2 protein-coding genes are annotated in these 12,606 nt (G+C 74.0%); both read right to left on the reverse strand.

Annotated elements, in window-relative coordinates:
- Complete coding sequence (locus AMK18_RS32110) at window positions 1-1,701, reverse strand: ABC transporter ATP-binding protein (protein ID WP_073865635.1); 1,701 nt, start codon at window positions 1,699-1,701, stop codon at window positions 1-3.
- On the reverse strand, window positions 1,688-12,565 hold the full coding sequence (locus AMK18_RS32115) for a non-ribosomal peptide synthetase (protein ID WP_073865571.1): 10,878 nt from the start codon (window positions 12,563-12,565) through the stop codon (window positions 1,688-1,690). Before AMK18_RS32115 ends, AMK18_RS32110 begins: the two co-directional genes overlap by 14 nt.
- Window positions 12,566-12,606 lie beyond the last annotated feature (41 nt).

Consider the following 12,606-nt stretch of genomic DNA (forward strand, 5'->3'; position numbering starts at 1 on the left):
TCACCGCGCCACGGCCAGGCAGTACGCCTCGTCCGTGGAGAGCAGGTTGCGGTGGGTGTCCTCGGCGGTGATGAGGCCGTCGTCCAGGACGAGGACCCGGTCGGCTGCGTCCAGGACGGCCGGGCTGCTGGTGATGACCACGGTGGTCCGGCCCCGGCGCAGCTTCGCGATGTTGCGGGCGATGAGCTGCTCGGTCACCGCGTCGACGGCCGTGGTCGGGTTGTGCAGCACCAGGATCTCCGCGTCGGCGGCCAGCGCGCGGGCCAGCGAGAGCCGCTGGCGCTGGCCGCCGGAGAGGTTCGCTCCCCGGTCGCGGATGGCGTAGTCGAGACCCTCGCGGTGGAGGGCGACGACGTCGGTCAGCATGGACGCCTCGACGGCCTCGGGGAGCATGGTGCTGGTGCCCGAGGGGTCGATGTTCGTCCGGAGGGTGCCCGCGAAGATCTCCCCGTCGTACGGGTTCACCAGCAGGTGCTCCCGGACCGCCTCGGCCGACAGGTCCGCGAGCGCCCGCCCGCCGACCCGCACCACTCCCCCGTACGTCCCCGGGGGCACGGACAGCGCGAGGACCGCGGCGAAGTCGGCGGCGGCGCGCGGCTGGTAGGCGGCGACGGCCACGAACTCCCCGGCGGCCACCTCGAACTCCACGCCGCGCAGCACCCCGTGGCGCAGGCCGTCGATCTCCAGCGTCCCGCCCGGTGCCGGACTCCCGGTCCCCGGCTCGGTGACCGGGGGCGCGGAGAGCACCAGGGCCATGCGCTCGGCCGAAGCGCGCGCCATCATCACGTACTTGGGCATCTCCGAGAACAGCTTGAGCGGTTCCATGATGAACTGCGCCAGGCCCACCGCCATGACGAGTTCCCCGATGTTGATGTGCCCGGCGAAGGCCAGGTATCCGGCCGTGAGGGTGACGGCGGTGGCGAGGGCCGCGTTGAGGGCCAGCGCGGTGCCCGCGTACACCCCGTTGACCCGGGCGACGGTGATCGACTGCTCCTTGGCCTCGGTGCTGACCCGGCGGTAGGAGCCGAAGGCGGCGTGGTTGCCGCCGAAGCCGTGCAGCGGGCGCAGACCGGTGATCAGGTCGGCGACCTTGGCCCCGGCGCGCGCGACCCGGGCCTGCTGCTCCTGCGTACTGGCGCCGATCCGCCGGGACATCACGCTCAGCACGGACAGGATCGCCACGGTGCCCACGATCACCAGCAGCCCGAGCCGCAGGTCGGCGAGCCCGAGCGCGACGGCGGCGACCAGGACCGCGACCACCGAACTGATCAGCAGCGGCACCACCTCGATGATGTCCGCGGTCTGGTCGGCGTCCTCGGTGGCGATGGTCAGCACCTCGCCGGACTTCAGGTCCACGTCCCGGGCCACCGGCTGGAGTCCGCAGGCCGCGACCCGGACCCGCCACCGGTGCGCCTCGGTGGTGTTCGCCTTCTGCAGGGTGCGCATCCCGAACCGCCAGGACAGCGAGACGGTCGTGATGATCACCGCCAGCGCGCCGATCGACAGACCGAGCGCGGTGGCGCTGCGGTGTTGCAGCGTGTGTTCCACGATCAGGCCGAGCGCGATCGGGAAGGCGGTCTCCCCGGCCTGGTAGAGGCCCATGAGGACGGTGCCCCAGGCCATGGCGCCGACGTTGCGCCGCAGTGCGGTGCGCAGGATGGCGGCGCCCTGGCGGGGCCGGGGGGTGTCAGGAGTGTTCATCGAGGTGGCCGGCAATCGCTTCGGGGGTTCGCAGGGTGAACAGGTCGCGGATGGTGATCACTGGACCGTACTCCCGCCGGAGCAGCCCGGTCAGCCGGACCGCCAGCATGGAGTGTCCGCCGAGGGAGACGAAGTCGCTGACCGCGCTCACCTCGTCGTCGTCCAGGTCGAGTGCTTCGGCGAAGAACTCGCACACCGTGATCTCGGTGTCGGTCTCCGGGGCGCGCTCCCCCGCCCCGGCCAGGACGCCGAGCGGCTTGGGCTCGGGGAGCGCCTTGGTGTCGGCCTTGCCGTTCACGGTGAGGGGGATGCTGTCCACCTCGGCGTAGTGGGACGGGCGCAGGAAGTCCGGCAGCGCGGCGCCCACTTCGGCGGCGACGGCGGCGAGATCGCCGTGGTCGAGGACGAGGTAGGCGGCAAGCCGGTAGGCCCCGTCCACCTGGGGGTCCGGCTGGGCGACGGCGGCGGCGAACCGGACCGCCGGGTGCGCGGCGAACGCGGCCTCCACCTCGCCGGGTTCGACGCGGTGGCCGCGGATCTTGACCTGCTGGTCGGTGCGGCCGAGGTAGGCGAGGTTGCCGTCGGGCCGCCGGACGACCAGGTCTCCGGTGCGGTACATGCGCTCGCCGGGCGCCCCGAACGGGCAGGCGACGAAGCGGTGGGAGGTCTGGGCGGGCTGCCCGAGGTAGCCGCGCGCGATGCCGACGCCGGAGACGTACAGCTCGCCCGGGACACCGTCGGGCAGCGGTCGCAGCCACGGGTCCAGGACGTACACCTCGGTGTTGTCGATGGCCACGCCCACCACCGGGTCCTGGCACTCGAAGGTGCCGACGCCGAGGGTGTTGATGGTGTACTCGGTGGGCCCGTAGAGGTTGTAGCCGACCGTGCCCTCCGTGTCCGCGAGCCGCTGCCAGAGGCCCGGGGTGACGGCCTCGCCGCCGAGCAGCACCAGCGCGGGCCGCCGCCCGGGGTTGTCGAGCAGCCCCTCGGCGACCAGTTGCTGTGCGTAGGTCGGGGTCACGTTGATGACGTCGATGCCGTGGTCGAGGCAGTACGCGACGAGCCGGGGCGCGTCGCGGCGCAGTTCCTCGTCGCAGATGTGCACCTCGTGCCCGTCGGCGAGCCAGAGCAGTTCCTCCCACGACATGTCGAAGGCGAACGACACGGTGTGCGCGATCCGGAAGGTGCGGTGGCCGTGCTCGGCCAGGACCGGTTCGAAGATCCGGCGCTGGTGGTTGACGAGCATGTTGGTGAGTCCGGCGTACTCGGTGACCACACCCTTGGGCCGGCCGGTGGAGCCGGAGGTGTAGATCGTGTACGCGGGGTGCCGCAGCCGGTCCGGGTCGCCGGGCGCGAAGGTGGTGTACGGCTCGGCGGCGGGCAACGGGCGGTCCAGCTCGATCAGTTCGCCGGTGAGGCGGGGTGCGACGGTGCTCACGGTGAGGGTCACGTCGGGCCGGGCGTCCGCGACGATCGCCGCGATCCGCTCGTCGGGGTGGTCCAGTTCCAGCGGCACGTACGCGGCACCGGTGCGCAGCACGGCGAACAGCGCCACGATCGAGTCGAGGGAGCGCGGTACGGCGATGCCCACCGCCCTCTCCGGTCCGATGCCCCGTCCGGCGAGCACCCCGGCCACCTCGCGGCTGCGGTCCCGGAGCTGCCCGAAGGTCATGGCCGCGCCGTCGGCGACGAGGGCGACGCGGTCCGGGTGGCGGTCGGCCGCCCGGTCGAAGCGGTCCACGACGGTGTCCGTGCCGAATTCCGTGCGCACGGCCGGTTCGGGGGCGGCTTCCGGCCCCGGGAGGGCGCCGAGCGGGCCGGTCGCCCGGGCCAGGTCCTCAAGGAGCCGCACGTAGCCGTCCAGGAGGCGGCGGGCGGCGGCGGGGTCGTCGTCGCGGTGCTCCAGCTTGACGGTGAGCCGGTCTCCGGGGGTGACGACCCAGGTGTACGGGTAGTGCGTCGAGTCGTCGGCGTGCACCGAGGTGATGCCGTGGCGTGCGTTGATCCCGGCGAGGGCGTCCAGGTCCAGGAAGTTCTGGAGGACGAAGAGGTTGTCGAACAGGGTGTCGTGGCCGCTGGCGCGCTGGATCTCGCCGAGTCCCAGGTGCTCGTGCTCCATGGCCTCGACCCGGGACGCCTGCACGCGCGCCAGGTACTCCCCTGCCGTGTCACCGGGCCGGGCCCGGGTCCACATGGGCACGGTGTTGAGCAGGACGCCCACGATGTCGCCCAGGCCCTCGCCCTCGCGCCCGGAGACGGTCACGCCGAACACCGCGTCGCCGCGCCCGGTGTGCGCGCCCAGCAGCAGGCCGAAGGCGCCGGTGAGGACGGTGTTGAGGGTGACCCCGTGCGCCTTGGCCGCGCCGCGCAGCAGCTCGGACAGTTCGGCGGACAGGGTGTGCAGGAGCGCCTGCGGCAGCTCGTCCGTGCGGGGCGGCTGCGCCCCGGCGAGCAGCGTCGGGCCGGTGAGCCCGGTCAGGTGCTCCGCCCAGAACCGCTCCGCCACCGCGGGGTCCTTGGCGGCGAGCTGGCGGGCGTGGTCCTCGAAGCCGGGTGTCCGGGGGGTGGCGTCGGTGAGGGGTTCGCCCGCGACGAGGGTCGCGTAGGCGTCGAACAGGTCCCGCAGCAGGATCTCCCGGGACCAGCCGTCCCACAGCAGCAGGTGGTAGCTGAGCAGCAGCCCGTCGCGGCCGTCGGGCAGGCGGTGCACGGTGAGCCGGATCAGCGGCGGCTCGCCGGGGTCGAAGCCGGTGTCGCGGTCCCGGGCGCGCAGGGCGTCGGACTCCGCCTCGGAGGCGACGTCGACCGTGCGGACGGGGACGCGGGTCCCGGGCCGCAGGATCTGGACCGGGTTGCCGTCGTCGTCGGTGGTGAATCCGGCACCGACGACCGGGTGCCGGGCGATGACGTACGCCATCGCGTCGGCCAGTGCGCCGGTGTCGAGGCGCCGGTCGAAGGTGAAGTGGCTCTGGGCGACGTAGTGCCCGGTCGCGCCGGTCAGCTCGGCCTGGAAGTACAGGCCGCGCTGGAGCGGGGTGACCGGTGCGGTGCGCTCGGCGGTCGCGGCGGTGTCCGCGAGGCGTTCCAGGGCCGCGCGCCAGTGGCCGGTGAGCTCGTCGGGGACGCCTTCGGCGAGCAGGAACTCGGCGTGCAGGCTGCCGGTGACGGCGTCGGTCCAGGCGTTGACCTCGACGGCGTACGGGCTGTCGCCCTCGCCGCCGGTGATGCGCGGGACGTCGGACTCGCCGCCCCGGCCGAGGTAGTTGAAGAGCACCTGCGGGCGGGCGGTCAGCAGGGGCGCGGTCTGCGGGTTGAGGTACCGGAGCCGGCCGTAGGCGACGTGCCCGTGCTCGTCGGGCTGGCGCGCCACGACTTCCCGGGCGGCGGCGACGGGGTCGGTGTGCGGGGTGAGCCGTACGGGCGCGATGGAGGTGAACCAGCCGACGGTACGGGTGTAGTCGTGGCCGTCCAGGGCGGGGACCCGGCCGTGGCGTTCCAGGTCGACCGCGAGGTCGGTGGGCTCGGGCTGGACGCGGGTCAGGGCGGTGCGCAGGGCGCCGCAGAGCAGTTCGGTGAGGCCGATGCCCAGGGCGGCGGGCGCGGTCCGCGTGACCCGGTCGCTCACCTCGGGGCCGAGGACCACGGTCGTCTCGCGCAGCTCCCCGTCGGCGGGCAGCGCGGCGGGGGCGTCGAGCACCGTGATCCAGTCGCCCAGGTCCTCGGTGGTGTGCGCGGCCCGGGCGGTGAGCGCGTCGGCGTACTCCGCGTAGGAGGTGGTCGCGGGCGGCAGGGCCTCGCCGCGCAGGGCGGTGGCCAGGTCGTCCAGGACGATCAGCCAGGACACCGTGTCGACGGCGAGGTGGTGCGCGGTGACGACCAGGGTCCGGGTGGCGGCCAGCCAGGTGAACGCGACGACCTCGCCGGTCTCCGGGTTCAGGTGTGCGGCGGCCGCGTTGGCGGCGAGCGCCGGGTCACCGAAGTCCGCGTGGACGAGCGAGACCTCGCGGGCGGGCTCGACGCGCGGCGTCCACACGCCGTGCCGGGTGTCCAGGCTCATCCGCAGGGCCGGGTGTGCGGCCACGACGGCGTTCGCGGCGCGCTCGATGGCGGCGGGGGTGACCCCCTCGGGCGTGACCATCGTGCGGGCCTGCGCGAACCCGTCGAGCGGGCCGTCGAGTTCGCGCCTGCGCAGCATGACCGGCGTCGGGGCGAACGGCCCGTCGGCGCGGCGCTTCCGCTCGGGCGCGGCGGTCTGCGGGGCGCGCGAGCGCAGTTCTCCGGCGAGGGCGCGCGGGGTCTTGCACAGGAAGACGTCCCGGGGCGCGATGGCCAGACCGCGCGCCCGGGCCCGGTTGATGACGGTGATCGCGACGATGCTGTCGCCGCCCGCCATGAAGAAGTCGGTGTCCTCGTCGACGGCGGCGCCGGGCAGCACCTCCGCGAAGATCGCGGTCAGCACGGCGAGCGCGGAGTCGTCCACCGGGGCGGAGACGGTGTCCGCCTGCGTGGCGGCCCGGGCGGTCAGCGCCTTGCGGTCGAGCTTGCCGTTGACCGTGAGCGGCAGCGCGTCGACCGTCAGCACCCGGCCGGGCACCATGTGCACGGGCAGCTTCGCGGCGAGCAGGACGCCGAGGTCGCCGGGGGCCCGGCCCACGACGTGCGCGATGAGCTGGTCGGCGTCGGCCGACGGGGTGACGGCCACGTCGACCACGCCGTCCAGTTCCCGGACCGCCGCCTCGACCTCGCCGAGCTCGATCCGGAAGCCCTTGAGCTGGACCTGGTCGTCGGCGCGTCCGGCGAACTCCAGCTCGCCGTCGAGCGTGCGGCGGGCCAGGTCGCCCGTGTGGTACATCCGGGAGCCGTCGTCCGCGAAGGGGTTGGCGACGAAGCGCCCGGCGGTGAGGCCCGGGCGGCCCAGGTAGCCGAGGGAGACCTGGTCGCCCGCCACGTAGATCGCGCCGACCCGGCCGGGCGGGACCGGGCGGAGCCGGTCGTCCAGCAGATAGGTCGTCAGCCCGGGGACCGGGCCGCCGATCGGGCTGACCTCGCTGCCGAAGTCCTCGTCGGTGAGGACCCGGTGGGTGACGTGGACGGTGGTCTCGGTGATGCCGTACATGTTGACCAGCTCGGGCGACCCGGTGCCGTACCGCTCGACCCAGCCGCGCAGCCGGAGCGGGTCCAGCGCCTCGCCGCCGAAGATGATCCGGCGCAGGGCGGTGGCCCGTTCCCCGGCGTGCCGGTCGGCCTCGATGAACTGGTAGAAGGCGGACGGGGTCTGGTTGAGCACGGTGACCCCGCGCTCGCGGACCAGCCGGTGGAAGTCGACCGGGGAGCGGGTCAGCCCGTAGTCCGGGACCAGCAGCTCCCCGCCGTGCGCCAGCGCGCCCCACAGCTCCCAGACGGCGAAGTCGAAGGAGTACGAGTGGAACTGCACCCACACGTCGTCGGGCCCGAAGTCCATGTCGGCGCGGGTGTTCGCGAGCAGCGCGGCCACGCTGAGGTGCGGGACGACGACGCCCTTGGGGCGGCCGGTCGAACCCGAGGTGTAGATGACGTACGCCGGGTCGTGCGGGGCGGGGCCCGTCGGGGCCGCCGGCTCCTCGCCGGTCCCGGCCGGTTCGTCGCCGAGGACGAGCACCCGGGCCGGGACGCCCGCCCGCTCCAGCAGCCCGGTGAAGCGCTCGCGCTCGTCCGGGCCGACCAGGACGGCCTGCGGGGCGGCGTCGCCGAGGATGTACTCCAGCCGCTCGTCGGGGTACGCCTGGTCGAGCGGGACGTAGGCGCCGCCCGCCGAGACGATGGCGATGAGCGCGGTGACCTGTTCCAGGGAGCGCGGTACGGCGACGGCGACGCGCAGCCCCGGCCGGACCCCGGCGGCGCGCAGGGTCGCGGCCAGCCGGTCCTTGGCGGCGGCGAGTTCGCCGTACGTCAGGGAGGTGGTGGTGCCGTCGAGGCCGCACCGGGTGACGGCGGTGGCGGCCGGGTCGCGCCGGGCGGCGGCGTCGAACAGGGCGTCCAGCGTGGTCGGGGCGGTGCCGGGGGCGAGGCGCGCGGTGTCCTCGGCCGCCAGTTCCCGGACCGGGGTGCCGGGCCGGGTGAGGAGGCCGGTGAGGGTGCGGGTGAAGGTGTCCAGGATGCGCCGGGCACCCGGTTCCCGCAGGAGGGCGCCGTCGTAGATCAGGTTGAAGCGGGGGCGGCCGTCGGGGGCGCGCTCCACCACCAGGGTCAGCGGGTAGTGCGGGGCGCCCTCGTTCACGATGCCGGAGACGACCAGCTCGTCACCGGGGCTGCGCAGCGCGGTCACATCGGTGGCGACGTCGAACACCACCAGGGTGTCGAAGCGGGCGGCGGCACCGTCGAGGCGGCCGATCCGCGCCAGGGAGACGTGCTGGTGCGCCAGGACCGCGCTCTGGTGGTCGCGTACGGAGGTGAGCAGGTCCCCGGCGGTGGTGGACCCGGTCCAACGGGCGCGTACCGGAATGGTGTTGATGAGGAGGCCCACCATGTCCGCGATGCCGGGCACATCGGCGTCGCGGCCCGAGACGGTGGAGCCGAACACCACGTCCTCGCGGTGCAGCAGGCCGCCCAGCGTCACCGCCCAGGCGCTGTGCACGGCCACGCTCAGCGGCACCCCGGCCTCGCGGGCGGCGGTGTCGATGTCGTGGGCGGGCTCCACGGCCGTGTCGGCGAACGTGTCGGACGGGGTGTGACCCTCGGCGACCAGCGATGCGCCGGGCAGTCCGGCCAGCTGCTCGCCCCAGACCCGGTCGCTCTCCTCGTCGTCGCGGGCGGCGAGCAGGCGTACGTAGTCGGCGAAGCCGCCCGCCCGGTAGGCCGCGCCGGGCCGGTGGTACTCGGCGAGCAGCGCGCGGAGCATCGGCGGCACGGACCAGCCGTCGGCGACGATGTGGTGCACGGTCTGCACGAGCACGGTGCGGCCGGGGCCGCCCCGCACGAGCGTGTACCGCATGAGCGGCCCGGCGGCCAGGTCGAACCCGGCACGGCGGTCCCGCTCGGCGAGGTCGCGGATCTCCTCGTCGGTGATGCCGGGCCGGTCCAGAACGGTGAAGGGGGCCTCGGTGCCGCTCTCCAGGACGGAGACGACCCGGCCGTCGGCGAGGGCCGTGAAGCGCGCGGCCAGGTTCGGGTACAGGGTGAGCAGCCGGGTGGCGGCCGCGGCCAGCCGTCCGGGGTCCACCTCGCCGTCCAGGGTGAGGAGTTGCTGTTCGACGTAGCTGCCCGCCGACTCGTCGTCGTAGACCGAGTGGAAGTACAGGCCCTCCTGGAGCGGGGTCAGCGGCAGGATGTCGCGCAGGGCGGGTCCGTCGAGCGCGTCGACGTCGGCCTGGGTGAGCGGGACGGGTGCGAAGTCGCTGGGCGAGTGGCCGCCGCCGTCGAGCGCGGCCAGGGCGGTCAGGGCGTCCTGGAAGTACCCGCCGAGGGTGTCGATGTCCTCGTCGGTGAACAGGCCCTCGGGCCAGGAGACGGTGGTGGCGAGGCCGTAGGCGCCGCTCGCGTCGGGTTCGGCGATGGCATTGAACTCCAGGGCACGCGGCAGCCGCATCCGCGGGTCGCGCTTCTCGCCCAGCTGGCCGGTGGTGCCGGCGAGCTGCCAGTCCCCGCCGGTGCCCGCGTCGAACCGGCCCAGGTAGTTGAAGAGCACCTGGGGCGCGGGCGACGCGTCGAGGGCGCCGTGCAGGTGGCGCAGGGCGCCGTAGGACAGGCCGTTGTGCGGTACGAGGGCGAGGTCTTCCTTCACCGCCTTGAGGGCGGCGGCGAGGTCGGCCGCCGGGCCGGGGTCCACGGTCACGGGGAAGAGGGTGGTGAACCAGCCCACGGTCCGCGACAGGTCGGGCTCGAATCCGGCGGTGTCCGCGACCGCCCGGCCCTCGCGGCCGTGGCCTTCGAGTTCGATGTGCGCGAAGGTCTGGTCCTGGCCGAGGTCGCGCCGCCACCGGGCGAGGGCGACGGCGAGCCCGGTGAGCAGGACGTCGTTGACGCCCGCGTGGAACCTGGCGGGGATCTCGCCCAGCAGGGCCGAGGTGGTGGCGGGGCCGAGCGTGAAGGTCCGCTGCCGCTCCCGGGCGACCGTGTCGTCCTCGGTGAGGGGGCGGCGGCCCAGCGGCGCGTCCGGGCCGGGCAGGGGGCGCGCGTAGTGGTCCCGGTCGGCGTCGAAGGCGGCGTGGCCGAGGAGTCCGGCCCAGCGGCGGAACGAGGTGCCCTCGCGGGGCAGTGCGACCGGGGCGCCCGCGACGGACTGCTCCCAGGCGGTGGCCAGGTCCTCGGTCAGGACGCGCCAGGAGACGCCGTCGACCACCACGTGATGGGCGACCAGGACGAGTTGGCGGGCCTCGCCGCGCCAGACGGCGCGCAGCATGACGCCGTTGTCCGGGTCGAGTCCGGCGGTGGCGCGGGCGACACAGGCGTCGAGCGGTTCGCCGCTCTCCTCCCAGGCGGCGACGGCGTCGTCCGCCCCGGGTATGTCGAAGCTCCAGTGCTCGCCCCGCACCAGCCGGGCGCGCAGCATGTCGTGGCGGCGGACGAGGGCGGTGAGGACGTCGTCCAGCGCTTCGGCGGTCAGGTCCGCCGGGGTGTTCACCACCACGGACTGCACGAATCCGTCGATCGCGTCGGTGGTCTCGCCGAGCCACCGCACGATGGGCGTGCCCGCGACGGGTCCGGTCGGCTCGTCGTCGTCCCGGGCCGTGGAGACGTCCTCGCGGCTCGCCACCGCCGCGAGTTCGCCGATGACGCTGTGGGTGAAGATCTGGCGTGCGGTGACGTGGAGACCGGCCTTGCGCAGCGCGCTCAGCAGGGAGATCGCCAGGATGCTGTCGCCGCCGAGGCGGAAGAAGTCCTGGTCGGTGCCGACCGCGTCCAGCCGCAGCACCTCCGCCACCGCCGCGCACACGGTGCGCTCCTCGTCGGTGGCGGGCGCGGTCACCGGACCGCTCGTGAGCACCGGTTCGGGCAGGGCGGCCCGGTCGGTCTTGCCGTTCGCGGTGAGCGGGAAGGCGTCGAGCACGACGGTGTGGGCGGGCACCATGTACTCCACCAGGTGCGCCTCGGCCCAGGCCCGGACGTCCTCCGGGGTCAGCTCCTCGTGTCCGGCGGCGGGGATCACGTACGCCACGAGGTAGGTCCCGCCCGCGGTGTTCTTCCGGGCGACGACACAGGTGTGCCGGACGCGGGGGTGCTCGGCGAGACCGGCCTCCACGTCCTCGATCTCCAGCCGCATGCCGCGGATCTTGATCTGGTTGTCGGCGCGGCCCAGGAAGTCCAGCGAGCCGTCCGGCATGAACCGGGCGAGATCGCCCGTGCGGTAGAGCCGGGAGCCGTCCTGTGCGAAGGGGTTGGCCACGAAGCGGGACGCGGTCAGCCCCGGCGCGTTGACATAGCCCCGGCCCAGCAGGAGCCCGCCCGCGTAGAGTTCGCCGCCGACGCCGACGGGGACCGGGCGCAGCTCGTCGTCCAGCACGTAGAGCTGGGTGTTGGGGTTGGCCTTGCCGATGGAGGTGGACAGGCGCTCGGCCTCGCCCCGGTAGATGACGTGCGAGACGCCGATCGTCGTCTCGGCGGGGCCGTAGCCGTGGTACAGGGGGATGCCGAGGCGGGCGCGGAACCGCTCGTACAGCTCGGGGGTCAGCAGCTCGCCGCCGCACCACACATGGCGCAGGCTGTCGAGCCGGCCGGATTCGCCGGTCATCTCCAGCAGGACATCGAGCATGGAGGAGACCAGGTAGGTGAAGGTGACCCGGTGCCCGGCGATGACGTCCAGCAGGTGGTGCGGGTCGCGTTCGCCGCCCGGGCGCAGGACAACCAGCCGGGCGCCGGTGACCAGCGGCAGGAAGATCTCGTTGATCGAGATGTCGAAGGAGAGCGGCGCCTTGAACAGCGAGGCGTCGTCGTACCCGAAGCCCAGGATCTCGCGGGACTGCCACAACAGGCGTTCGCTGATGGCCTCGTGGCGGATCATCGCGCCCTTGGGGCGGCCGGTCGAGCCGGAGGTGAAGATCACGTAGGCGAGGGACTCCCCCGCGACGGCCACGGCGGGCGGGGCGGTGGGGTGTGCGGCGAAGGCCCAGTCGTAGAGGTCGACGCGCACCGCCTCCGGCTCGCCCGGGGTCTGCTCGCCCGAGCCGTTGAGCTGGAGCACGATCCGGGCGTCCTCGGCGACGACGGCACGCCGGGCGGCGGGCCACAGCGGGTCGAACGGGACGAACGCGCACCCGGCCTGGAGGACGCCGAGCAGGCCGATGACCATCTCGGCGGAGCGGCCGAGGGATATCCCGACGACCTGCTCGGCGGCGAGGCCGCGCCCGGCGAGGTGGTGGGCCAGCTGGGCGCTGAGCCGCGCGGCCTGGCGGTATGTCAGGGAGCGGTGCTCGTCCACGATCGCGACGGCGTCCGGCCGCAGGCGTGCCTGCTCGTGGAACATCTCCACGATCGTGGGGCGGTCCCGGTCCGCGCCGGTGTCGTTCCAGCGGGCCAGTTCCTCGATGCGGGTGGCGGGCCCGGAGGGGGCGATGGTGCCGAGCGGCCGGTCGGGGAATGCGGCGAGGTCGTCCAGGGCGAGCTGCGCGTCGTCCCGGTCCACGCCCTCGGGAAGGGCGATGAGGCCGTCCGTGCCGGTCTCCCAACCGGTGGGCGCCGTACCGCCGTTGTCGGCCCAGGCGAGCACATCGGCGAAGAGGGTGGCGGGCGTCAGGTCGATGCCCTCCGGGCTCCGGCCGCTCGCCCAGTACGCCAGGCCGATCGCGCAGGCTTCGGTCAGGGTCCGGTCGTCGCGGTCGCCGGTCCGCCGGCGCAACTCCGCCTGCCCCCGGGGAGAAAGCCGTGCATGGTGACCGCTCGGTTCCGACATCGATGACTCCGCTTCTCTCCGAGATAGTTAGCTGAGCCTAA

It is taken from the genome of Streptomyces sp. CB01249 (genome assembly GCF_001905735.1).
Lineage (GTDB): Bacteria > Actinomycetota > Actinomycetes > Streptomycetales > Streptomycetaceae > Streptomyces.

What these genes read in the sequence shown, in the direction of transcription:
- AMK18_RS32110 (WP_073865635.1), bottom strand. Translation starts at nt 1,701, where the DNA reads ATGAACACTCCTGACACCCCCCGGCCCCGCCAGGGCGCCGCCATCCTG.
- AMK18_RS32115 (WP_073865571.1), bottom strand. Translation starts at nt 12,565, where the DNA reads ATGTCGGAACCGAGCGGTCACCATGCACGGCTTTCTCCCCGGGGGCAG.